The following is a 23,499-nucleotide window of genomic DNA, read 5'->3' as shown; positions in this document are numbered from 1 at the left end:
GATGTGGGCCTGGCTGATCGTCCAGTACACGCTCACGGCCCTGATCACCCATGCCGCGGAGGCCGCCGAGATCGACCCCGACCGGGTCGGCTTCGCCCGCACGCTGCGTCTGGTCCGCCGTTCCGCCACCGGGACGGCGGACATTCCCCCCTGAGGACTGGGAAGCCCAGCTCCCCGCCTTCCACACCGAGATCACCCACAGGCTCAACCCACCCCGGCGCCACCGCACCTGCCCCAGGGTCGTCAAACGCGCCCGACACAACAGCTATCGCGTCAAGAAACCCGACGAACCCGCCTCGATCCGCCACCCAGGCCCCGCCACGATCCGCCTCCACCCACTCGCCCCACACACAACGTGATCAGCTACCTACAAGATCGAAATACGCTTCACGGCATTGGGTCAAGTGCCGCGGCGACGGCCTGCCGTGCGCGGACGTCGTCGAACGGCGCCCTGCGGGTGTTCATGGCCATGAAGAGCCCGCCGCTGAGCTCCAGCACGGTGTTCGGCAGGCCGGACTTGTCGGCCTTGTCGAAGTTGACGGGGTTCGACTCGACGGCGACGTCCGCGCCCCCGGTCTGCAGGGTGTTGTAACGCTGGTTGGAGTCGAGCGCGGCCTGGAAGGTGAGGGTGTCCAGGTACGGCTTGGGGGCGTCCCAGTAGCGGGGGTTCTTGACCAGCTCCATGGCGGCCTGGCGGGTCCAGCTCTTCAGCGTGAACGGGCCGGCGTCGAAGGCCGCGGCGCCCTTCCGCAGGGCCGCGGGCGAGGCGATCCAGTTCAGCGACGAGGTGACGACGGACTGGGCATACTTGGGCACCTGGGTGACCATCGTGGCCGTCAGCGTGACATCGTCCACCACCTCGGTCGAGGCGATCATCGACGCCTCCGAGCGGTGGGGTGAGCCGGTGGCCGGGTCCTTGACCCGATCCCAGTTGAACTTCACCGCTTCGGCATTGAGCGGAGTGCCGTCGGAGAAGACCAGCCCGGGCCGCAGCTTCAGGGTGAAGGTGCGGCCGTTGTCCGTCGTGGTGAAGGACTCGGCCATCTGGTAGCGGATCTCGCCCGCCTCGTCGTTGGTCATCAACGTTCCGTACAGGGCGTTACCCACGACACCTGTGCTCGCGTAGGCGTTGCCGATCGTCCCCGGGTCCAGGCTGCGCAGATCGCTCAGTGTCAGGATTCGCCCGTGGCCGCCCGCCACCGGCTTGCCGGAGGCACCCGCGGACGGGCTGGTGGAATCGCCACCTCCGCCACAGGCCCCTACCAGAAGGGCGGCGCAACATGTAACAGCCGTGGCCAGTAATCGTGTCCTGCGACGCATGGTCGGACCTTCCGTCGGCGTTCAAAGGTGGCATGGAAGTGGAATGAGAAAATATAGGACTGCCGGCGGGTGATTCCTTCTCGCGGTCGCGGCGAGCTTTTCAGAGCGTGATCCGCGAAGCGGAACCACGACACAGGAAAATCCGACAGAATTACTGACCGACAGACCCCGGACCCCGATTGCAGCCGCGCAACAGCGAGCGCCACGCGGCGCGGCGTCCCCTCGAGGACGAGCACGGTTGGTTCGCCAGCCACATCCCCTGGCTGACGAGCGCTGTCAGGAAGTGAGATCGGCTTGGCCGACGCCCCTCACCCGTTGAGGACGGGATCAAAGCACCCGGGACTGGGCGACGTCAACCGCCTGCGCCTGCGGTCAGCCGGCCGACCGCAGGCGCAGGCGGGCGTCGCGGAGCCAGCTCGGCTGCCCCATCGCCACGAACGGCGACCGGTGGGCGGCCACAAAAGGTGACAGAGAAGTCACAGGACCGCCCCGTTCCATCTTGACAGTATGCGAGCATCGCCCGCATACTCACCGACTGATGAGCGACCACTAGTCGCATAAGGAGGGGGTGTGCGGCCACGATTACCGCCTCGACCATCCGGTGCCCGCTGGCACGGTCCTGACCGCCGGCCCAGGATGCTGGCACAATCCCGCGACCGGCGCTGCCGCTGCACCCCCAGCCGCATGAGCCGGCCCGCTCCGTCGCCGATCGGCCCACCCGGGATGTCGGGCAGCTCGGCCGATGCCCCTCCCACCTCGGCGCCGCGCAATCGCACCGAGAATGACGCGCCCGCCATCCGCACGACCGACCAGACAAGCGTCATGCCTTCTCCCGACGCGGGCCCTCCGATTCGCGCCGCCGAAGTATCGCTGGCTGGCCCCGAAGGGTTCCCGCCGCACGGTCCCCCACCTCAACGAAGAGCCCGGAGAAGACGCCACAAGGAGGCCGCGGCGCGCGGGACCAACGACAGGCTCGTGCGGCTGACCCCGCTGGGCCGTGAGGGCCGCGCGGAGGAAGTCGCCGCCGCGGCGGCGTTCCTGCCCTCGGACGCGGCGAGCTCCGTCAACGGGATCGACGTTCTCCTCGACGGAGGCGTTCGTGCCGCCCTCCTCGGAACACCCGGCCGATAGCCCACGACGGAGAGGTGACACGTGTAACGTACGGCATAGTTACACGTGTAAATCGATCACGCCCGCGGACCGCCAGGACCGCGGGACGAGGAAGGGTGGTCGAGCTGTGCCGCTCGAGGATCGACGGGGCGAAGGGCTGCCGGGCCCGGCCGCGGCGCCGGAGCCGGCCCGGCCCACCAGCGCGGATGTGGCCCGGCGCGCCGGTGTGTCGCGGGCGACGGTCTCCCACGTCCTCAACGGCACCGACCACCCGGTCAGCGAGCAGACCCGGCAGCGGGTCCTGGCGGCGGCGCGGGAGCTTCAGTACGCCCCGAACGCGTCGGCGCGGGCGCTGCGCGCCGGGCGCAGCAACATCGTCCTGGTGCCCATGTCGCGGTCGACGACCGTCCCCGGCCAGGACAGGTTCCTCGAGAATTTCGACCGGGAGCTCGCGAAGCGTGACCTGGTCCTGCTGATGCACGGCGACCGCACCACCACCGGGATGAGCGGAGCCTACGCATGGGCCGAGCTTCGGCCCGCCGCGGTGTACGTCAACGTGTCCCGCGGTACCCGGACCGCCGTGGAGCTGCTGCGGCGTGCGGGCGTGCGGGCGATCCTGCTCACCGGCGTGCCGAGCGTGACCTACGCGCCCACCGTGCCCCTCGATCCCGCCGCGGTGGCCAGCCTCGCGACACGGCACCTGCTCACCCGGGGCTGCCGGCGCCTCGCCTGCCTGGTGCCCCGCGGGGCGCTGGCGGAGGTGCCCGAGCGGCGTTACGACGCGGTCGTGGAGGTCGCGACAGCCGGGAACGTGCCGGTCGAACGGGTGGACTGCGAGTTGTCCCCGGACAGCATCGCGACCGTGGTGGACCGATGGCGCGATCCGGAGCACCGACCGGACGCGGTGTACGCCAACAGCGACCAGTTCGCCATCCTGCTCATCGACAAGCTGCGCGATGCCGGCCTGGAGGTTCCCCGGGACATCGCGGTGGTCGGTTCCGGCGACCACCCGCTGGGCGCCGCGCTGYGGCCCGCGATCACCACCACCACCTTCGACGTGCCGGCGATAGCGCGGGTGGTCGCGTCCTCGATCCGCCGGCTTCTCGACGGACAGGACCTGGACCCGGACATGGCGGTCGCCCTGCGACCACACCTGATCAGCAGGGAGTCCGGATGAGGATCTTTCCCGCGCGCGACCAGCGCGTCCCGGGACCGACGACGAAAGGATCCACCCTGTGACGGACGATCTGTACTGGGACCCGTTCGACAAGGAGATCGACGTCGACCCGCACCCGCTGTGGAAGCGGATGCGCGACGAGGCGCCGGTCCACCACAACGAGAAGTTCGACTTCTACGCGCTCTCCCGCTTCGCCGACGTCGATGCGGCCCACCTCGATCCCGCGACCTACAGCTCCAAGTACGGCACGGTCCTCGAGCTCATGAAGCCGGAACCATGGGACACCGGCCAGATCATCTTCATGGACCCGCCCACGCACACCCTCCTGCGCGTCCTGGTCTCCCGGGCCTTCACCCCGCGCCGCGTCGGCGGTCTCGAGGGCGTCATCCGCGACCTGTGCGCCGAGCTGCTCGACCCCCAGGTCGGCAGCGGCGGGTTCGACTTCGTGCAGGACTTCGCCGCCCAGCTCCCCTCGCTGGTCATCTCCCAGCTCATCGGCGTCGACCCCGCCGACCGGGAGGACGTCCGCAAGATGATCGACGGGACGTTCTACCTGGACCCGGAGAAGGGCATGTTCAACGAGACGGCCATGGCCGCCACGGCCAAGTTCCACGGCTACCTCAACGGACAGATCCAGGAGCGGGTCAAGAACCCCCGGGACGACATGATGACCGCGCTCACCCAGGCGGAGATCACCACCGACGACGGCACCCGTCGGCTCAGCCTCAGCGAGGCCACGGACTTCACCGCGCTGCTCGTCTCGGCGGGCACGGAGACCGTCGCCCGGCTGCTCGGCTGGGCCTGCGTCCTGCTGGCCGCCCACCCCGACCAGCGGGCCGACCTGGCCACCGACCCGTCGCTGCTGGGCGGCGCCGTCGAGGAGACGCTGCGCTACGAGGCGCCGTCCCCCGTCCAGGGCCGCGTCACCACCCGCGACGTCGAGGTACACGGCACCGAGATCCCCGCCAAGTCCAAGGTCCTGCTGCTCACCGGTTCCGCCGGGCGCGACGATCGCAAGTACGACGACCCGGACCGCTACGACATCCGGCGCACGTTCGACAGGCACCTCTCCCTCGGCCGCGGCGTCCACTTCTGCCTCGGTGCCTCCCTCGCCCGCATGGAGGGACGCATCGCGCTGGAGGAGACCCTGCGCCGCTTCCCGACCTGGGACGTCGACCACGACAACACGGTGCGCCTGCACACCAGCACTGTGCGCGGCTACGAGGAGCTGCCGATCATCGTCTAGGCGTCACGCCGGGCCCCACGCCTTCGGCGATGCCCGACCCAGGTCAGGGCATCGCCGTAGTCGGGAGACCCGCCAGGTTGTTCTCCGCCTGACGCCACCCCTTGTCTGCACCCCTGCCGCCTCGTCTACGCCGATAGCCCGGCCGCCTCCACGGTGTCGCCCAGCGCCGCGCCCTTGGCGAAGCCGTAGTAGGCGGAGAACTGTAGAACGATCTCGTCCATCTCCACCTTCGTGAGGTCGCCGGAGTGCAGGGCGGAGGTGACGTGCGTCTTCAACGGCATGGGCGAGTCGTCGATGGCGACGCAGGCGACGGTGATGATGCGGCGCTCGCGACGAGTGAGGCCCGGCCGCTGCCAGACATGACCGAACACGAAGTTGAGGATTCCGGCGTGACGGTAGGGTGTCTCGGGCCGCGGCGCCGGCGTCAGATTCACGTCGGTGAACTCCTTGACCCCTCGCTCCAGCCGCTCTTCCCAGTCGTTGGGCCCGAGCCCGCTGTTGTCGAGCGACGGCCACGGGGCCACTGACCTGCCCTGTTCCTGCTGGATGCGAGCCCACTGCCGGACTATCACGCCCTCGAGATGAGAGGCCTTGGGCCACCCGCAGTACACGGCGAAATGGAGGACGAACTCCAGCATGGCCTCGAGCTCGATGTCACTGCTGTTGAGCGCCGCGTAGACGTGGGCGTCGATCGGCTCGGGCGCGTCGGCGGCGGCCACACAGGTCAGGGTGACCCACCGCCGGTCGCGCCGACTCAGACCGGGCCGGCGCCACACCTCCCCGAACACGAAGTCGCGGGTCGCCACCTCGAAGGGCGTCGCCACATCAGGTGGCTCGACGGTCATGACCTCACGGAAGCATTGCTCTGCGGCTGTGTTACCCACGGGATGAGCCCTCCGATCACGCACAGTCGTCCAGTTGAAGGCCGAGAAATCTGATCGGATCTGCGGGGCCACGACAGATCGCATACGCTCCCACGCATTCCACAGGCCACTGACAGCCCCGGAGTTCATGCTTTTCGCAGAGCAGGTCGATGAACGACAGCAGGACGGCGCCGGTCTGGTTCCTCAGGCTGCTCGAAGCCGTCTGGAGCGGGTGACGTACGGTCAGATCACACAACATTGCGATCCGGCCGACGGGGTGGGATTCACGAACAGGCGACACCGTCGCCACATAGAGACATTGCTATAGCAAAACGCAGATTGCTGTCAAGGGGCCTGATCCGCTACGGTCGCTCCATGGCCCGTGCCGCACCCGCCTCCGCCCGCGCCGCGGACATCGTCTCGTTCCTCACCGCGCACCCGTCCCGCGGCTTCACGATCAGCGAGCTGGTCGGGCACCTGGGGATGAACATCGCCTCCGCGCACGCCACCCTCGCGGTGCTGACCGACTGCGGGTTCGTGGTACGCGACCCCGCCCACCGCACCTATGTCCTGGGACCGGCACTCGCGGTGACCGGCTTCGCCGCCCTCGAACAGCACCCGGCGATCGAGGCCGCCATCGAGCAGGCCGACATACTCGCGGACGAACTCGGCACCGAGACGGGAGTGAGCGCGATCGCAGGGAGAGATGTCATCTTCCTGGCACGGCGCGGACCGCAACCACCCACCCCGAGCCTGGGCTACCCCGGCGACCGCTCGCCCCTACTCGCACCGATCGGCGCCGTGTTCATGGCCTGGGCCGACGACACGGCCATCAGCACCTGGCTCGAACGCGCCGCCCTCCCCCCGGCGCTCGCCGACTTCTACCGCAACGTCCTCGCCGAGACCCGCGCCCGAGGCTTCAGCGTCCCCCTGCCCGCGATCTCCGCACCCGCGGTTATGAAGGCGATGAGCCGAGTGCGCAACGAACCAACCGACGACGACGCCGAACAGCACCTCGCCAAGGCAATGAGCCAGACCGACGAAATGCTGCTCTCCCTCGACACGCTGACCGACTCCGACGAAATCACCTTCAAGACCGTCGCAGCGCCGATCTTCGATCCCATCGGACGCGTCCTGCTCTCACTCAGCATCACCGGCCCCGGCCAACCAGTCCCCGTCACCACCGTCCTGGACCTCGGCCGACGACTCACCAGTGCCGCGACCATCGCCACCCGTCAGGCACGCGGTCGCCCACCCGCCCAGAGCCAGGAAGGCAGACCCCCAGGACGCCGCTGACGGCGAGGGGAGAGGGTCCAGCCTCGCCGACGGACGTCGTTACCTAGGCATTCGGGGATACCTGGGCCTTCGGGCCGTTTCCCAGAGCGCTCAAGGTGTTTCGGGCGAGTTCGACCAGAGCGGCCGGTTCCGGAACACCGGCGGCCCGGGCGACGTCAAGAACGATGCCGACGTCCTTGCGCAGCAGCGGCTCAGCCTGACGCAGCCCCGTGGTGTCGAAGCCGGAAGCGGCCAGGATCGCGTTGGCGCGGGTACCGCCGCTGCCGTGTGCCAACACCTGGGCCGCCGCGGCGCGATCCATGCCCAGTCGCTGCGCGAACGAGAACGTCTCGAGGGCAAGGCCCACCTGTGCGGTGAAGACGAAGTTGTTCACCAGCTTCGCCACCTGACCGCTTCCGAGCGGACCGAGATGAATCACCGGGCGGGCGAAGGCCTCGAGGACGGGGCGGCACCGCGCGACGGCGTCGTCCTCACCACCGACCATGACCAGCAGCCTGCGCTGCGCGGCCGCATCGCCTCCGCCGCTGACCGGCGCGTCGATGATCGAGATCTCCTGCTTCGCCGCCTCGGTAGCAAGGCGCTGGCAGGTCTCCGGACGGATCGTAGAGTGGATGACGACGACTCCCCCGGCCGCCATACCGGCCAGGACACCGTCGGCCCGTAGCAGCACGTCCTCCACGTCGGCATCCGCGACCACACAGATGCCGACCACGTCACTCGACTCGCCGACCTCCGCAGGCGTGGAAGCTACGGCGGCGACCCCCGCGAACGGCTCCACGGACGCCGCGCGGCGAGCCCAGACCGTCAGAGGGTAGCCCTCGTCCGCGATACTCCGGGCCATCGGCCCGCCCTGGCTGCCCAGCCCGATGAAACCGACTCTCGTTCCCCCGACGCCCGGCGGAACGAGGGAAATCGGCGGAGTGTCCACAAGTACCCCCTGGGTGATCTCCGACGGGTCGGAGCGCATCTGTCGTCGGGTCGGCGCCCGGATCGGGAACGACCGCTACTTCTGGATCCAGATCTGGTCGGGCAGCAGAGATCCGAGCCCGTACTGGATGAGGCCGCCCACGTTCTTTCCCGCGATGGCGCTGGGTTCGGCTCGAGTGAGGAAGACCGCCGGGGACAGCTCGGTGAGTCGCTGCTGCACCGTCTTGTAGGCGGCTGCGCGTTCCTGTTCCGACGTACCGGTCCGGCCGGCGAGGAGGGCGTCGTTGAGTTCCTGGTCGTTGATCCCGGACAGGTTCGCGGCCGAACCGGCGGCGAAGGCCGTCCACAGCCGTGGCTCGGGGTCCTGGAAGAACGCCGACGAGGTGGCGGCGTCGAAGTCGTGGGTCGTGCGTAGCGCGGCGAGTTCGGTCACTTCGATGACCTTGACGTTGACTTTGACGTTTTTGAAAGCGCCGAGCTGGGCCTGAATGTTCTCGGCTGTGTTCCTGTTCTCGGTGGTGGGAGCGCTGGAGTAGGTGAAGGTCACCGGCTTGCCTTCGGCGGCGAGTTCGTCGAAGAGCCGTTGGGCGGTCGCCTTGTCCGTCGTGYGCAGTGGTGTGTCCGAGTGGAACGGCGAGGTGTCGTTGAACAGGGTGTCGACAGGTTCGCCCTTGCCGTTGTAGACGGCGAGGTTCAGCGCGTCCATGTCGAGGGCGGCGGCGATGGCCTGGCGGGCGCGGACGTCGTCGAAGGGTGCCCGGCGGGTGTTCAGCGCGATGAAGGTGCCACCGCTGAGGGCCATGACGGTGGTGGGCAGGCCGGCGTCGGTGGCCTTTTCGATGTTGACCGGGTTCGACTCGATGGCCACGTCCGCGCCACCGGTGAGCACCGTGTTGAAGCGCTGGCTGGTGTCGGAGGTGGTGCGCAGGGTGAGACGGTCGAGGTAGGGCCTGGGTGCGTCCCAGTAGCGGGGGTTCCTGGCCAGTTCGATGGCTGCCTGGCGGGTCCAGCTCGTCAGGGTGAACGGCCCGGCACCGACCGGGGCCGCGTCGAAGGCCTGCGCGCCCTTCTGCAGAGCCGCGGGTGAGGCGATCCAGTTCAGGGTGGAGGTGATGACCGAGTGGGCGTACTTCGGTGCGGGCGCCACCATGGTGATCTTCAGTGTGGTGCTGTCGACGACCTCGGTCGAGGAGATCATCGATGCTTCGGACAGGTTGGTCGCACGGGTGGCGGGGTCCTTGAGGCGGTCCCAGTCGAACTTCACCGCTTCGGCGTCCAGCGGAGTGCCGTCGGAGAACGTCAGGCCGGGGCGCAGTTTCAGGGTGAAGGTCGCGCCGCCGTCGGTGGTGGTGAACGACTCAGCCATCGTGTACTGGATCTCACCGGCGTCGTCGGTCGTCATCAAGGTGCCGTACAGGGCGTTACCGAGGGCGCCGGTGGTCGCGTAGGCGTTGCCGAGCGTCGCCGGGTCCAGGCTACGGGGGTCGCTGAGCATCAGGATGCGGCCATGACCACCCGCGACCGGCTCGCCGGTGGCGCCGCCCGTCGACGACGCGGGATCAGCACCACCACAGGCCCCCAGAGCMAGTACCGCACCGCACACAACGGCCGTAACGATTAATCGAGGCCTACTGAACATCATGAATTTTTCCCTCGCGATTGATWTCAGGAGACCACCTCGCGCCACCGACAGCTGCGGGGGCCCGGTCAGGCGTCATGGAGTGCTCGCAGGACGGTGTCGGCGAGTTCGGGGCGGCAGATGAGCAGGTCGGGGAGGTAGGCGTTGGGCTCGTTGTAGCGGAGGGGGCCGCCGTCGAGGCGGGAGGTGTGCAGGCCCGCGGCGTGGGCGACGGCGACGGGGGCGGCGGAATCCCATTCGTACTGCCCGCCGGAGTGGGCGTAGACGTCGACGTCGCCGCGGACGACCGCCATCGCCTTGGCGCCGGCGGAACCCATGGGGACCAGGGCCGCGTCCAGGCGGGCGACAAGCTGGTCGACGCAGGCGGGTGGGCGGGTGCGCGAGACGGCGAGGCGGACCGGGCCGGAGGTCGGGGCGGCGAGGGCCGGTGGTTCGCCGGTGTGCAGCACGAGGCCGGCGGCGGGCAGTCCGACCGCGCCCGCGGTGGGTGTCCCGTTGACGGCGAGGGCGACGTGGACGGCCCAGTCGTCTCGCGGCGGCTCGCCGTACTCGCGGGTGCCGTCGAGCGGGTCGATGATCCAGACACGGCCGCGGGTGAGGCGGACGGGATCGTCGGCGCTCTCCTCGGACAGAACGGCGTCGTCCGGACGTGCCTGCGCGAGCAGGCGCAGCAGCAGCTCGTTGGACTGCCGATCCCCCTCGGCCCCACCCTGCCCGCGGATGTCGAGGAGGAGGGACCCCGCCTGCTCGGCGAGGGCCGCGGCGAGTGCGTGATCGTCCATGCTGTTCATGCTCGGGCGGGCGGGGTCGGGCGAGGCGCGGGCGGTGCGAGCACACCGGCCTGACGCAGGTGGTCGACGACCAGGTCGGCGGCGGCCGCGGCCGGATGGGTGTCGCTGGCATCGAGGCGCAGTTCGGGGTTCTCGGGGGGCTCGTACGGGGAGTCGATGCCGGTGAAGTGGATCAGTTCTCCGCGCCGGGCCTTGGCGTAGAGCCCCTTGCGGTCCCGGGCCTCGGCCACCGCCAGGGGCGCGTCCACGTGGACCTCGACGAACTCGCCGGCGCCGAGCAGGTCGCGGGCCAGTGCACGTTCGGCGCGGAACGGGGAGATGAACGAGGCCAGCACGATGACGCCCGCGTCGACCATGAGCCGGGCCACCTCCGCCACGCGGCGGATGTTCTCGACCCGGTCTGCGTCGGTGAATCCGAGATCCTTGTTGAGGCCGTGCCGGACGTTGTCACCGTCCAGCAGATAGGTGTGGTAGCCCTGCTCGTGGAGCCGTTTCTCGACCAGGTTCGCGATGGTCGACTTCCCGGCGCCGGACAGGCCGGTGAACCAGACGACCGCCGGGCGCTGGCCTTTCAGCCGGGCGCGGGCGTCCTTGTCCACCTCGACCGCCTRCCAGTGCACGTTGTCGGCGCGCCGCAGCGCGAAGTGCAGCAGCCCGGCGGCCACGGTGGCCTGGGTGAAGCGGTCGATGAGGATGAACCCGCCCAGGTCCCGGTTGGCGGTGTAGGGGTCGAACGGGAGCTGCCGGTCGAGGCTGATGTTGCACACGCCGATCTCGTTGAGATCGAGGGTGCGGGCGGCGGTGTGCTCGAGGGTGTTGACGTTGACCTTGTACTTCGGCTGCGTGACCGTCGCCCCGACAGTGCGGCTCCCGATCTTGAGCAGGTAGGGACGGCCGGGAAGCATGGGTTCCTCGGCCATCCAGACGAGGTGGCATTCGAACTGGTCCGCGACTGCGGGCGGATCCGAGGCCGCGGCGAGGACGTCGCCGCGGCTGACGTCGATCTCGTCCGTGAGCGTGAGAGTGACCGACTGGCCCGCGGCCGCCTCGTCGAGGTCGCCGTCGGCGGTGACGATCCGTGCGACGGTGCTTTCCTGACCGGACGGCAGCACTCGAACGCGGTCTCCGGGGCGCACGGCACCGCCGACGATCTGCCCGGAGAAGCCACGGAAGTCCAGGTTGGGCCGGTTGACCCACTGCACGGGCAGGCGGAACGGGCCGGTGTGCAGGTCGTCGGCGATCTCGACGGACTCCAGGTGACCGACGAGGGTGGGCCCGCTGTACCAGGGGGTGTTCGGGCTCGGCTCGGTGATGTTGTCCCCGGCCAGCGCGGACAACGGGATCGCGACGATGTCGCTCAGTCCGATCTCGGCCGCGAACGCCCGGTAGTCCGCCTCGATGCCGGCGAACACGTCCCGGGAGTAGTCGACGAGGTCCAGCTTGTTGATCGCCAGGACTATGTTGCGGATCCCGAGTAAGGAGACGAGGTAGCTGTGTCGCCGGGTCTGGGTGAGCACACCCTTGCGGGCGTCGACGAGAATCACCGCCAGATCCGCGGTGGACGCCCCGGTGACCATGTTCCGGGTGTACTGCTCGTGCCCGGGGGTGTCCGCGACGATGAACTTCCGCCGCTCGGTGGAGAAGAACCGGTACGCCACGTCGATCGTGATGCCCTGTTCCCGCTCGGCGGCCAACCCGTCCACCAGCAACGCGAAATCCAGGCCGTCGCCCTGCGTACCGATCTTCTTCGAATCGGTCTCCAGCGCGGCGAGGTGGTCCGAGAACACCAGCTTCGAGTCGTAGAGCAGCCGCCCGATCAGCGTGGACTTCCCGTCGTCGACACTGCCGCAGGTGATGAACCGCAGCATCGACTTGTGCTCGTGCGCCGACAGGTAGGCCTCGATGTCGTCCGCGACGAGGTCGTTGGTCGCGTGCGCCATCAGAAGTACCCCTCCTGCTTCTTCTTCTCCATCGACCCGGACGAGTCATGGTCGATCACCCGGCCCTGGCGTTCCGAGCTCGTCGTCAGCAACATCTCCTGGATGATCTGCGGGAGAGTGCCGGCGGTGCTCTCCACCGCGCCGGTCAGCGGGTAGCACCCCAGCGTGCGGAAACGGACGCTGCGTCGGGCCGGCACCTCGCCGGGACGCAGCGGCATGCGGTCGTCGTCGACCATGATCAGCGCGCCGTCCCGTTCGACGACGGGGCGGTACGCGGCGAAGTAGAGGGGAACGATCGGGATCCGCTCGCGGTGGATGTACTGCCACACGTCCAGTTCGGTCCAGTTGGACAGCGGGAACACGCRGACGCTCTGCCCGGGCTGCGTGCGCGCGTTGTAGAGACGCCACAGCTCCGGCCGCTGTGCCTTGGGATCCCACCGGTGCTGGGCGGACCGGATGGAGAACACCCGCTCCTTCGCCCGGGACTTCTCCTCGTCGCGGCGCGCACCCCCGAACGCCAGGTCGAAGCCGTACCTGTCCAGCGCCTGCTTGAGACCCTCGGTCTTCCACAGGTCGGTATGCGTCGCCGAACCGTGGTCGAACGGATTGATCCCCCGCTCGACGCACTCCGGGTTCTGGTGCACCAGCAGCTCGACGCCGAGCTGGTCGACGACACTGTCGCGGAACTCGTACATCTCCCGGAACTTCCAGGTCGTGTCCACGTGCAGCAGGGAGAACGGCGGCTTCGACGGGTAGAACGCCTTCGTCGCCAGGTGCAGCATCACCGAGCTGTCCTTGCCGACCGAGTACAGCATCACCGGCCGCTCGCTCTCGGATGCCGCCTCCCGGAAGATCTGGATGCTCTCCGCCTCCAGCCGCTGCAGATGCGTCATCCTCGGCATCAGTGGAGTTCTCATGAATGGACTTCTTTCCATCAAGGGACGCACCCCCGGATACCGCGGCGGGAGACTAGGTGAGGCGCAGGGCGATCCGGATCGAGTCTCGGCCGGGTGTCCTGCGGGTCAGGAGCGCGAAGGCGTCCTCGAAATGTTCGAGGGGGAAGGTGTCGCCGAGCAGCTCGCCGGTCGGTACCTTGCCCGCGTTGATGAGGTCGACGGCCGCCTCGGTGTCGAGGCCCGCGCCGGGGTGCAGGGTGATCCGTCGGGTGGGGATCCAGTCGCTGTGGAAGCCTTCGAGGGGGCGGTCCTTCATCCCGGCGATGACGACGTGCCCACCCTTGCGGACGAGGTCCATGGCGAGGTTGACGGTGACCGGATTACCGGCGGCGGCGTCGATGACGACGTCGGCCAGGCGGCCGTCGGTGAGCTCGCGGACCCGTTCGAGGGGGTCCTCGGAGTCGACGTCGACGGTGTGGTCGGCGCCGACGCGCAGTGCCCAGTCGAGGCGGAAGCGGTCCCTGGCCGTGCCGGTGACGATGATGGTCGAGGCGCCGGCCGCACGGGCGGCGACGATGGTCGCCATCCCCATGTGGCCCGGCCCCTCGATGACGACGACGTCGTCCTTCCTGACCGGCGCCACCCAGGTGACCGCGCAGCTCAGCGGTTCGAAGACCGTGAGCTGGTCGGCGGGGAGGTCCTCGCGCAGGCGGTAGACCTGGGAGCCGGGCAGCAGTTCGAGGTGTTCGGCGAAGCCGCCGTACAGGCCCGAGCCCTCGTCCACCGAGAAGTCGTGGCCGTAGATCCGGTACCCCTCGGACGTGACGAGGAGCTCACGGACGGCGACCCGGTCGCCTTCCGCCACCCCCCACGCCTCGGCCGTGGCCGAATCGATCTTCTCGACGCGGCCGACGATCTCGTGGCCGGCGATGGAGGGGAAGGCACCGCCCCAGGAGGTGTGGACGTGGCCACGGAAGTGGTCGATGTCGCTGTGGCACAGGCCGGTGGCCTCGACGCGCAGGACGGCGCCGCCGGGCTGGGGGTCGGGGACGGGGATGTCGCGTTCCTCCCAGGTCTCGTCGCCGTTGAAGACGATGGCACGGCTCACGTCAGGACCTCCTCGAGCAGCCCGCTCGCGCGCTCCACCGCGCGCCGGGTGGCGCTGATGTGCCCTTCGGCCTCGATGGTGGGGCCGACGAGTTCGAGTTCGAAGGCGCCGGTGTATCCGGCGTCGATCGCAGCCTCGACGAACGACGCGAGGTCGAGGTCTCCGTCACCGGGGACGACGCGGCCGCCGGGGGAGGGCTTCGAGGGTGTGCCGTAGACGGCGTCGCAGATCTGGACCGCCGCCAKGCGCGGTCCGGCCCGGCGGACGGTGTCCTCGACGTCGCGTTCCGTCCAGCAGTTCCCGATGTCGGCGATCAGGCCGATCCCGGCGCGGTCGGCGACGTCGATGCCGTCGCGCAGGGTGTGGACGAAGGACTGGTCGGTGCGCAGCGAGGGCTCGATCGCCAGCCGGACCCCGCGGGACTCGGCGTAGGACGCGCAGGGTTCGACCGCCCGTGCCAACGCCGCCGCGAGTTCGTCGAACGAACGGCCGTCGCGCCGTCCCGGGGTGAAGTAGGTACAGCCGCCCACCTGGGCCGCGAGGTCCACGGCGCTGTTGATCCGCTCGCGGGTCGCGTCCCAGCTTTCGGGGGCGGAGAGGTCGAAGTTGCCGGTGATCACGGTGGTGGCCGTCAGGGAACGTGCCCGCAACGCGTCGACCGCGGCGGCGCGCCCGTAGTCGTCGGGTTTGGCGACGACGAGGCCCACGTGGCGCAGGCCGAGCTCGTCCCACAGCGCGAGCTCGTCGGTGAAGGGCTGCGGGTAGGTGCACATCTCGCTGACCGAGAGCCGGGGATGGGTCACGGCAGCATGTCCCGGAGGTCACGGATCTCGGCTTCGAGCCAGCGGACCTCGCTGAAGTTCTCCCGGCCGCTGCGCTCGAGCAGCAGTTCGTGGGCCCCGAGCCTGATCCGCAGGGCCTCGGGATCCTTCGGTTCCCGGGAGAGCACCATGTCGATCAGGTGCAGTGCCTCGACCGGCCGCCCGGCGTCCAGGTGGGCCCGGGCCCGGTCGACCAGGGGGCCGGTCCCGCCGGCCATGTCCAGCAGGTCGGCCCAGACGGCGGAGGCGGGCACGTCGTAGAGCTCTGTGGTCGACTCGTAGCGGAACCAGCCGGTGTGCTCCTCCCAGATCGCCCGGACGATCCAGGGCACCTTGCCGTGTCCCTGCGGGATGGCCAGCTCGGGCGGCAGCGTGATCTGGCCCATCAGGGTCCACAGGTCGACGCCCGCGTTCATGCCCTCGATGGTGCGGTCGCGCAGGTACTCGGTGGCGTCGCGCAGCTGGGTGAGGCGGCGGCGGATCTCCTCGGCCCCGCGCACCGGCTCGCCGTGCCCGGCGATGAGGACCTCGGGTCCGAGTCCGATGACCCGGTCGACGGAGTGGATGTACGACAGCGAGCCGCGGATCTTGTCGCCGCGGATCGTGTACAGGTTGGGGACGTGCCCGAACAGCGGCCCGGTGAGGTTGCCGGTGAACACGGTGCGCTCGTCGGGGAGCCACACGACCAGGGAGTCCGTCGTCTCGCCGCCCGGAGTCGAGTAGAGCTCGAAGCGGCGCCCGCCCAGGGTGAAGGCGTGGCTGTCCAGGAAGGTGGTGGTGACCACGGCCTCGGGCGGCTGGTAGGCGCGGTCGACGCCCGTGACGTCGCGCTTCCACAGGTGGGTGCTGCGGCTGGAGTAGAACGGCTGCAACCGTCGCCAGTACTCGCGGACGTCCGCGTGGTTGGCCTGGGCGATCGTCTCGACGCCCGGCGCGGTGATCTGGGACCAGCCGCCCACATGATCGGGGTGGCCCTGGGTGAAGACGATGACCCGCAGCGGGCCGGAGCTCACCCGGCCGAAGCGGGCCTTGATCTGCTCCGCCTCGGTGTACATGCCGGTGTTGATCAGCACGTCGCCGTCGGGGGTGGTGACCAGGTAGCTGTTGGAGATGCCCTTCGAGGTGAAGATGCGGTCGTTGACGGGGACGGCGTCCTGCTGGCCCTCCCCCTCCTTGACGATGAGAGCGTTCAGGGGCTGCTTCACCGGGCGCCGCCCTTTCCCGCCTCGGCCGCGACGGCGAAGGCGTCGGTGTAGAAGGCGAACCGTTCCCGCAGCTCGTCCGCGGCGAGACCGAAGTCGCCTTCCAGGTCGTAGACCACTCGGCCGCGCTTTCCGCGCGGGTGGGAGGCTATGTAGGCGCGGATGTCGGCGACGCTCTCGTCGGTCACCGGCAGGCCGGCCCACTCGAGCACGTGCGTCGCGGACCGGACGTCGTCGGCGATGATGTCGGCGAACTGCAGCTCGACGAGCTGCCCGTTCGGTACCAGCTCCCGGTCGCGCATATATCTACGCAGCATCTGCTCGATGCGGTTCACCCAGTACTCGACGTGCGCGTCGATGTCCGGCTGCTTCTGGCTGTTCTTGAGCGCGAGGCCGCGCATGGTGAGCAGGGACTGCAACGTCGCCACGGGATCCCGGTGGATCATCACGACCGTGACGTCCGGGTAGACGGCCAGCAGCGGGACCAGCTGCTCGCTGTGCTGGTTCGACTTGACCATCCAGCGCCGCTCGTCCGGGAACTGATACGTGATGGTCTTCAGTACGTCGCGCATGTACCGGTAGTGCGGTGTCTGGTCGTGGCTCAGGTAGTGGTCACGGAAACCGGGCACCTGGGCCAGCCACTCCCACTGGTAGCTGGCGAAGTCGGGGAGCTGCAGCTCGTTCTCGCCGCACGCGTGGTCGGGCGAGTGCTCGTGCATCGCGGCCATGATCTCGTTCTTGCTGACGTTCTGCCATCGCGCCTCAGAACGGGCCCAGCGGGGGTCCGGGGCACCGGGCGCGGGCGTGTCGTCCGGTCGCGGTGCGGGTTGGGCCGCCAGGTAGACCGGAAGGTGACGGAGCCTGCGGTCCGCGGCGACCAGGTTCTCCAGGTGGGTGCTGCCCGAGCGGGGCAGCGCGACGACGTTGATCGGCCGCGTGATCCGCACGTCGAGCGCATCGGGGTGACGGGTCCAGTAGTCCTGGATGAGCAGGCGGTTGACCGCGGCCTTGACACAGTGGTCGACGAAGATCGCCTTGTGGGCCCGCCACACGTTGTCGTCGGCCGCCACCTCGGCCAGCAGCCGGCCGAGCCGTTCGGTGAAGTCCATGGGCCCGAAGTCGTCCAGGCCGGTCTGGGTTCTCGCAATCCGGAGAACGCGGTCGACGCTCATGTCGACCGGACGCCGCTCGGCCGACTCCAGAGCTGTTCTCTCCTCGGCACTGCGGGTGTCCTCACGCATGCCCTCGACGCGGAGCACTTTCACGGCCACTGCGGAAGCTCCCTGATGTTGGTCTTGCCGGCGTTCGCCATCCACCCGCCGTCGACGACCACGAGATCGCCCGTGTGGAAGCGCGACCAGTCGCTCATGAAGTAGACGCCGATGCCCTCGAAGTCGTCCGGGGTACCGATCCGGCCCGAGGGGTTGTAGGCGAGGATGCGCTCGGACAACGGGCTGCCCGCCGGGATCTGGACCGTCTCGCTCGTCGTGTGCCCGGGGCACACGACGTTGCAGCGGACGCCGTAGCGGCCCGCCTCGACGGCGATGCCCCGCGACATGGCGACCATGGCGCCCTTGGAGGCGTTGTAGTGCTGCATGCCGGGGCTGCCGGTCAACGCTGAGAGGCTGGCGCAGAACAGCAGCGACCCACCGGCGTCACCGGCGTCGTACCGGGCCTTCATGTGCCGCGCGCCCTCGCGCACGGTGAGGTAGGCGCCGTGCTGGTTCACCGCCAGCAGGCTGTGCCATGCCTCGGTCGTCATGTCAAGGAAGCTGCGCTCGTTGCGCATCACCCCCGCGTTGGCGATGACGCCGTCGACCCGGCCCATCTCCTCGACCGCCTCCGCCATCGCCCGCACCACGCGGTCCTCGTCGCTGACGTCGACCTCCTGCGCCAGGACCCGGTGGCCGAACCCGGACAGCGCCCTGGCCGCCTCGGCGTTCTTCTCCGCCCGGCGGCCCCAGATGACGACGTCACCGCCAGCCCGGGCGATGCCACGGGCGAAGGCCAGACCGATCCCGGCGTTCCCCCCGCTGATCAGGACCACACGTCCCGTTAAGTCGAACACGAGATATTGCTATAGCAAAACGTAAATCGCTGTCAAGCCTCCACTCGACTGCGACTGCTCCCGGGAGGGCGGATGCCGTGATCGAAAAGGATGTCCTCGTACACCGCCTGACCACGCCGGACGGTCACGTTCCGCAACCGCGCCCGGACCCGGTCCGGTCCCGTGCCGGTCCCGTGCCCGGCTTCGCGGGGTGGACTGCCAGGGCCCGCCAGGGCCTCCCTGCCGGGCGCCGACCGGCCTAGCCTGCGCTGTGACGCAGCCGTGGAAGCGACGACATGAACACCGACGCACGGCGTTCGTGCCGGTGTTCGGACAGGACAGACATGGAGCATCGATCTCTCGGCCGTACCGGTGTCTCAGTCAGCAATCTGTGCCTCGGAGCCATGATGTTCGGGCGTTGGGGAACCGAGGATCACGACGAGAGCATCCGGATCATCCATCGTGCGCTCGATGCCGGCATCACCTTCATCGACACCGCGGACGTCTACTCGCGAGGCGAGTCGGAGACCATCGTCGGGAAGGCGCTGGCCGGTGGTCGGCGCGAGGACGTCATCCTCGCCAGCAAGGTCCACATGCCGATGGGCGACGATCCCAACCAGCGGGGCAACTCGCGCCGCTGGATCATCCGCGAGGTCGAGGACTCGCTGCGGCGGCTCGGGACCGACTGGATCGACCTGTACCAGATCCATCGCTACGACCCCGGCACCGATCTCGACGAGACGCTCGGCGCGCTCACCGACCTGGTCCGGGCCGGGAAGGTCCGCTACGTCGGCCACTCGACGTTTCCGGTCTCCGCGATCGTCGAGGCCCAGTGGACGGCGCGGGAACGCGGCCGGGAGCGTTTCGTCTGCGAGCAGCCGCCGTACTCGATCCTCACCCGTCGGATCGAGGTCGACGTCCTGCCGACCTGTGCCCGGTACGGGATGGGTGTGATCCCGTACAGCCCGCTCGCCGGGGCTGGCTCTCGGGCCGCTACAGCGCCGGCGCGGACGCCGCGGCGCCGGCGTCCGACGCGCTGAGCGCGGACGGCGTCACGACATCCAGGCCGGGTCGACGAGCACTGAGGGATCAACGGAGCGGGTGGTCGCGGCGCCGGCCGGCCTGATGCGCCGCAGGAACTCCTCGACCAGGGCGAGCATGTCCCGGGCCAGGTCCGGAGAGAGGTCCGGGGAGAGCACGGCCGGCAGCTGGGCGCCGGCCGTGCCGACGAAGCTCCGGTTGCTGAGGCGGAGCATCGACTCGAACACCGGGATGCCGAGGCTGCCGGCCCGGTCGATGTGCGGGCGCAGGAAGCTCGTCGGCCGGCCGCGGTAGTACTGCACCATGGTGAGTACGACGCCGAGCAGGCGCGGCTCGAGCCGTTTCACCGCCGGGCGGATTCCGAACTGCAGCTCCGCCACCCGGTTGTACTCCCAGACGAACCGGCCCAGCTTGCCCATCAGGTGCTCGATGCCCGTCGTCGACTGGTTGTCGGGCCGGGACGGGACGAGCAGGTGGTCGCAGGCGGCGACCGCGGCCCGGGTGATCACCCCGAAGTTCGACGGGCAGTCGATCAGGACGAGGTCGTAGTCGTTCGGCGAGAAGGAGGCCAGGCCGGTCGCCAGCCGCTGGTAGACGTCGAAGTAGTGGCGGGTGGACCGGTGCGCCTGCGCGCCGCCGAGCCGGGCGACGAGGTCCATCTCGATGTCGCCGAGCGCCAGGTGCGAGGCGAGCAGGTCCAGCGTCCCGCCGCGGGCGGCGATGGCGGCGGCCACGACCGGCGGGGTGGTCACGTACCCGGCCAGTGGCGGCGGGATGGCCTCCGGCCGCCACGACTCGAACCAGGCCTTGACCGTCCTGCGCTGGTCGGCGAGCTCCGTGTGCCAGGTGTCGGCGCGGTAGAAGTTGAGGGTGAGGTTCGCCTGCGGGTCCAGGTCGATCAGCAGGACCCGCCGGCCCAGGCTGGCGATGGCCGCGCCGATGTTGGCGGTCAGCGTGGTCTTGCCCACGCCGCCCTTGTAACTGGCGATCGCCACGACCTTCACCGCGTCCTCGCTCCCAGTCGCACGCTCCGTTCGATGACGGACCGGCTTCCGCTCGGCCGTACTGTCGGGCTCCCCCGTCCGGCTTACGAGCAGATTACGGCGATCGACGGGACCGGCCCACCCAGACCGGGGCAGAGGGGACGCCTACCCGGCCCGATGGTGTGGGCCGGGCCGAGAAGTCCCTGCTCAGGCGAGGTGCCGGACGTCCCGCCGGCCGCCGCGGGTCGGGGGCCCGCGGCCCGGGCACACGCCGCCCGACGATCCGCTGCTCGGACAGCCGTGGCACGGGGGCCCGCGGCCCGCCGCGGGCCCCCGTCAGCGCCCACGCCGCCAGCGCCCCGAGAAGGAGCAGCGCGGCGAGGAAGTAGCAGTTCCCGGCCAGCAGCTGCCAGCCGTGGTGGGAGAACTCGGCGTCGCCCGTGTTCGGAACCCACCAGATCGGAGCGGCCACGAGCAGCCCGTAGCCGGCCACCGCGGCGCCCCGTCCCCACCGCGGCCGGCCGGGGGCCGCGGACATCCAGAGCAGCGCGGGGACCGCCCACACCCAGTGATGGCTCCACGAGATCGGCGACACCAGCAGGCCGGTCAGAGCGCAGGTGACGTCCCCGGGCAGCCGCGCACCCGAGCGGAACAGCCGCGCCGCCGTCGCCAGGCCGACGGCGGCGACCACCGCGGCCAGCGGGAGATAGAGCGGCCGCGCGTTGTCCGCACCGGATATGAGGCGGGCCAGGACGCCGAGCAGTGACTGGTTCCCGGCGAACGGGACGCCACCCACGTGGCCGGTGTCGAGGAACGTCTCGGACCAGTACGTCGCCGACGAGCCGGGGCTCGCCGCGAAGCCGACGCCGATCGTCACGCCGAACGTCGCCACCGCGGTCAGGGCGGCGCGGTGGCGGCCGGTGAGAAGCAGATGCGGCACGAAGATCAGTGGGGTGAGCTTGATCCCGGCGGCGATCCCGATGAGCACACCCCGCGGCAGCGGCCCGCGCCGGCCGAACAGGTCCAGCGCGACGAGCAGCCCCAGCGCGATGTTGATCTGGCCCAGGTCGAAGTTCCGCCGGATCGGCTCGGCCAGCATCGCCAGGCCGACGACCGGGCCGACGGCGCGGACCCCGGGCCAGCGGCCGGCCGGGGACGGCCGGGTCGCCGCCAGCGAGGTGGCGCAGAAGAAGTACAGCGAGACCAGCAGGAGCAGCGTCCAGACCAGTTGCGCGACCGGCCGCGGCGGCAGTGCGAGCGGCGTGAACACCGCCGCCGCGAAGGGGGTGTAGGTGAACGGCAGCCCCGAGGCGGGTTCCACCGCCGAGTAGAGGTCCCCGCCGTGCAGCAGGACGTTCCCGCCCAACCGGTAGACGACGAGGTCGGTCAGCCGGCTGGTCACCGCGAAGGTGAGGAAAAGAACCGCGAAACCGAGCCCGGTGGCGGTTCCCGTTGTTCGAGCGGCAGCCCGAAGGCGCCGCGGTTGTGGCGCCAGGTTCAAGGACGCACTTCCATCCACCGAAAGCCGAACGTGCTGCGGGCTCCCATTACCCGCGACGCACTGGACATCAACGGGCCGACGCCGGGAAAACGAGGTCCGCGGGCGCGGGATCCGTGCGGGCTCAGACGTTACCGCACCGCCGCGGCCCCGCCGCCACCGCTGCGGCCCCACCGCTCAGGGCCCACCGGGCCGGCCTGGACCGCCGGCGGACAGTGCTGCCCGCATCGCATTCACCGATTCCGGCCGACGCCCCCGGATTCCGATAGGGGATTACTCCGCGCCGGGCGGTGAGATACTCGGCGAGCGTGTCTCGCTGTGACTGCAGGTCGTCAGCTCTCGGCAGCGCCAGCCATGCGGCGGCGCGACCGCCGGCCGGGCAGCCAGGACCGGCGCCGCCCCGCCGGCAGGGACGCCTTCATCTCCTTGGGCCAGGCACGGGTGTCACGGGGTTCGACGTAGGGCTCGAGATCCTCCGGGTGGCCCACCGAGATCGCCCGTCCCCGGGCGATCTCGGTGTCGAACTCCAGGCCGAGCAGGATCGCCAGGTTCGACAGCCACAGCCACACCAGAAAGACGATCACTCCGGCGAGTGCCCCGTAGGTCTTGTTGTACGAGCCGAAGTTCGACACGTAGAAGGCGAACGCCGCGGACGCCGCCAGCCAGATCAGGACGGCCAGCAGGCTGCCGGGCGTCATCCAGCGGAAGCCGCGAACCCGGGCGTTGGGGGTACTCCAGTACAGCAGCGCGATCATGACCACGACGAACAGGACCAGGACCGGCCACTTCGCCACCGACCACAGAGTGATCATCGCGTCGTCGAGGCCGATCATCCGGCCGACCTGCCGCGCCAGCCCGCCGCTGAACACGACGATCACGGCGCTCCCGGCCAGCAGGACCATCAGCAGCACCGTGACGGCCAGCCGGAGCGGGGCGACCTTCCAGACGGGACGTCCCTCGGGCATGTCGTAGATGGCGTTGGCGGCTCGGATGAAGGCCGCGATGTACCCGGATGCCGACCACAGGGCCGCCGCGAGACCCAGCACGGCGAGCAGCCCGCTCGTGCCGGGGGCGTCCCGCAGCCCGGTGACGGCGTCGTGCACGATGTCGCGGGCCGACCCCGGTGTCAGTTCCTGCAGGTTCTCCAGGACGCTGTCGGTCGCCTGCCGCCCGACGACGCCGAGCAGCGAGACCAGCACGAGAAGCGCGGGGAAGATCGCGAGCACCCCGTAGTAGGTGAGCGCGGCGGCCCGGTCCGGGAGATCGTCCCGGCGGAACTCGCGGACGGTGCGGACCAGCACCCAGAACCACGAACGCAGCCCGAGCCGGGCCGGTGCGGTGGCCGCGTCCCCTGCCGCACCGCCACGGGCCGCACCGCCGCTGGCCACGGCACCTGTCGTGTCATCCGCCGGGCGCGGCGCGGGCACCTCGTCCGCCGGCTCGCCGCCCCGTTTGTCCCCCATACCGGCGCGCTTCCCGCGCATCCCCACCATGACGATGTTGTTGCCGCCCGGACGGTTCGCAAATCCCGCCGAGCGGGGCCGTCGCGGGACCAACCCGGGCGGGACGAGCCCCACCGCGGCCAGACCGGACG

Annotated in this window: 18 protein-coding genes and 2 pseudogenes; 5 read left to right on the top strand and 15 right to left on the bottom strand. The window is 69.8% G+C overall.

What is annotated here, in order from left to right; all coding sequences use genetic code 11:
* Positions 1–399: 399 nt before the first annotated feature.
* Positions 400–1,320 (bottom strand): annotated as a pseudogene (locus BBK14_RS15450) (ABC transporter substrate-binding protein); the annotation flags it as partial.
* A 636-nt stretch (positions 1,321–1,956) separates the two neighbouring features.
* Here BBK14_RS15450 and BBK14_RS41695 point away from each other — a divergent pair.
* The 3 genes from BBK14_RS41695 (at position 1,957) to BBK14_RS15440 (ending at position 4,853) form a co-directional block, all read left to right on the top strand.
* Positions 1,957–2,451 (top strand): SDR family oxidoreductase, encoded by a 495-nt coding sequence (locus BBK14_RS41695; protein ID WP_083390978.1) that lies wholly within the window; start codon positions 1,957–1,959, stop codon positions 2,449–2,451.
* Between the two features lie 106 nt (positions 2,452–2,557).
* Positions 2,558–3,607, top strand: a complete 1,050-nt coding sequence (locus BBK14_RS15445) for a LacI family DNA-binding transcriptional regulator (protein ID WP_071063146.1) — start codon at positions 2,558–2,560, stop codon at positions 3,605–3,607.
* A gap of 58 nt (positions 3,608–3,665) precedes the next feature.
* Positions 3,666–4,853 (top strand): cytochrome P450, encoded by a 1,188-nt coding sequence (locus tag BBK14_RS15440; protein WP_071063145.1) that lies wholly within the window; start codon positions 3,666–3,668, stop codon positions 4,851–4,853.
* A gap of 125 nt (positions 4,854–4,978) precedes the next feature.
* Here the strand turns inward: BBK14_RS15440 and BBK14_RS15435 are convergent, their stop codons facing one another.
* Complete coding sequence (locus BBK14_RS15435) at positions 4,979–5,698, bottom strand: carboxymuconolactone decarboxylase family protein (protein WP_071063144.1); 720 nt, start codon at positions 5,696–5,698, stop codon at positions 4,979–4,981.
* A 393-nt stretch (positions 5,699–6,091) separates the two neighbouring features.
* Between BBK14_RS15435 and BBK14_RS15430 the strand changes: the two genes are divergently transcribed.
* Entirely contained in the window at positions 6,092–7,012 is a 921-nt protein-coding gene (locus BBK14_RS15430) for an IclR family transcriptional regulator (protein ID WP_071063143.1), read from the top strand.
* 43 nt (positions 7,013–7,055) lie between these two features.
* On the opposite strand, the gene BBK14_RS15425 is transcribed toward BBK14_RS15430, so the two are convergent.
* The 10 genes from BBK14_RS15425 to BBK14_RS15380 form a co-directional block, all read right to left on the bottom strand.
* The gene (locus BBK14_RS15425; RefSeq protein ID WP_241831508.1) at positions 7,056–7,979 is read right to left on the bottom strand and encodes an NAD(P)-dependent oxidoreductase; all 924 of its coding nucleotides are present in this window, start codon (positions 7,977–7,979) and stop codon (positions 7,056–7,058) included.
* A 36-nt stretch (positions 7,980–8,015) separates the two neighbouring features.
* Complete coding sequence (locus BBK14_RS15420; RefSeq protein WP_083390976.1) at positions 8,016–9,581, bottom strand: ABC transporter substrate-binding protein; 1,566 nt, start codon at positions 9,579–9,581, stop codon at positions 8,016–8,018.
* Between the two features lie 65 nt (positions 9,582–9,646).
* The gene (locus BBK14_RS15415; protein ID WP_071063142.1) at positions 9,647–10,360 is read right to left on the bottom strand and encodes a 3'(2'),5'-bisphosphate nucleotidase CysQ; all 714 of its coding nucleotides are present in this window, start codon (positions 10,358–10,360) and stop codon (positions 9,647–9,649) included.
* 5 nt (positions 10,361–10,365) lie between these two features.
* Positions 10,366–12,309: a sulfate adenylyltransferase subunit CysN gene (cysN, locus tag BBK14_RS15410; RefSeq protein WP_071063141.1), complete on the bottom strand. Its 1,944-nt coding sequence runs from the start codon at positions 12,307–12,309 to the stop codon at positions 10,366–10,368.
* The gene (gene cysD / locus BBK14_RS15405; RefSeq protein ID WP_071063140.1) at positions 12,309–13,211 is read right to left on the bottom strand and encodes a sulfate adenylyltransferase subunit CysD; all 903 of its coding nucleotides are present in this window, start codon (positions 13,209–13,211) and stop codon (positions 12,309–12,311) included. Before cysD ends, cysN begins: the two co-directional genes overlap by 1 nt.
* Positions 13,212–13,278: 67 nt before the next feature.
* Positions 13,279–14,313 carry a zinc-dependent alcohol dehydrogenase gene (locus BBK14_RS15400; protein WP_071063139.1) on the bottom strand — a complete coding sequence of 345 codons (1,035 nt, stop codon included), beginning with the start codon at positions 14,311–14,313 and terminating at the stop codon, positions 13,279–13,281.
* Positions 14,310–15,116: a sugar phosphate isomerase/epimerase family protein gene (locus tag BBK14_RS15395; protein ID WP_071063137.1), complete on the bottom strand. Its 807-nt coding sequence runs from the start codon at positions 15,114–15,116 to the stop codon at positions 14,310–14,312. The genes BBK14_RS15400 and BBK14_RS15395 overlap by 4 nt, the downstream gene beginning before the upstream one ends.
* Complete coding sequence (locus tag BBK14_RS15390) at positions 15,113–16,339, bottom strand: MBL fold metallo-hydrolase (protein WP_071063135.1); 1,227 nt, start codon at positions 16,337–16,339, stop codon at positions 15,113–15,115. Before BBK14_RS15390 ends, BBK14_RS15395 begins: the two co-directional genes overlap by 4 nt.
* The gene (locus tag BBK14_RS15385; protein WP_071063133.1) at positions 16,336–17,607 is read right to left on the bottom strand and encodes a sulfotransferase family protein; all 1,272 of its coding nucleotides are present in this window, start codon (positions 17,605–17,607) and stop codon (positions 16,336–16,338) included. Before BBK14_RS15385 ends, BBK14_RS15390 begins: the two co-directional genes overlap by 4 nt.
* Complete coding sequence (locus BBK14_RS15380; RefSeq protein WP_071063131.1) at positions 17,598–18,404, bottom strand: SDR family NAD(P)-dependent oxidoreductase; 807 nt, start codon at positions 18,402–18,404, stop codon at positions 17,598–17,600. The genes BBK14_RS15385 and BBK14_RS15380 overlap by 10 nt, the downstream gene beginning before the upstream one ends.
* 323 nt (positions 18,405–18,727) lie before the next feature.
* On the opposite strand from BBK14_RS15380, the pseudogene BBK14_RS15375 reads away from it, so the two are divergent.
* Positions 18,728–19,383: pseudogene (locus tag BBK14_RS15375) on the top strand (aldo/keto reductase); the annotation flags it as partial.
* A gap of 52 nt (positions 19,384–19,435) precedes the next feature.
* On the opposite strand, the gene BBK14_RS15370 reads toward BBK14_RS15375, so the two are convergent.
* The 3 genes from BBK14_RS15370 to BBK14_RS15360 form a co-directional block, all read right to left on the bottom strand.
* Complete coding sequence (locus BBK14_RS15370; RefSeq protein ID WP_020461750.1) at positions 19,436–20,428, bottom strand: ParA family protein; 993 nt, start codon at positions 20,426–20,428, stop codon at positions 19,436–19,438.
* Between the two features lie 94 nt (positions 20,429–20,522).
* A complete protein-coding gene (locus BBK14_RS15365) occupies positions 20,523–21,908 on the bottom strand; it encodes a glycosyltransferase 87 family protein (protein WP_241831507.1) in 1,386 nt (461 codons plus the stop codon).
* Positions 21,909–22,237: 329 nt separating this feature from the next.
* The gene (locus tag BBK14_RS15360) at positions 22,238–23,482 is read right to left on the bottom strand and encodes a YihY/virulence factor BrkB family protein (protein ID WP_071063129.1); all 1,245 of its coding nucleotides are present in this window, start codon (positions 23,480–23,482) and stop codon (positions 22,238–22,240) included.
* Positions 23,483–23,499 lie beyond the last annotated feature (17 nt).

Origin of the sequence: Parafrankia soli (assembly GCF_001854695.1) — a bacterium.
Lineage (GTDB): Bacteria > Actinomycetota > Actinomycetes > Frankiales > Frankiaceae > Parafrankia > Parafrankia soli.
This window is presented reverse-complemented; position numbering and strand designations above follow the sequence as displayed.

Coding starts and splice junctions, on each gene's coding strand:
- BBK14_RS15425 (WP_241831508.1), bottom strand. CDS start 7,979: ATGCGCTCCGACCCGTCGGAGATCACCCAGGGGGTACTTGTGGACACT.
- BBK14_RS15435 (WP_071063144.1), bottom strand. CDS start 5,698: ATGACCGTCGAGCCACCTGATGTGGCGACGCCCTTCGAGGTGGCGACC.
- BBK14_RS15415 (WP_071063142.1), bottom strand. CDS start 10,360: ATGGACGATCACGCACTCGCCGCGGCCCTCGCCGAGCAGGCGGGGTCC.
- BBK14_RS41695 (WP_083390978.1), top strand. CDS start 1,957: ATGCTGGCACAATCCCGCGACCGGCGCTGCCGCTGCACCCCCAGCCGC.
- BBK14_RS15430 (WP_071063143.1), top strand. CDS start 6,092: ATGGCCCGTGCCGCACCCGCCTCCGCCCGCGCCGCGGACATCGTCTCG.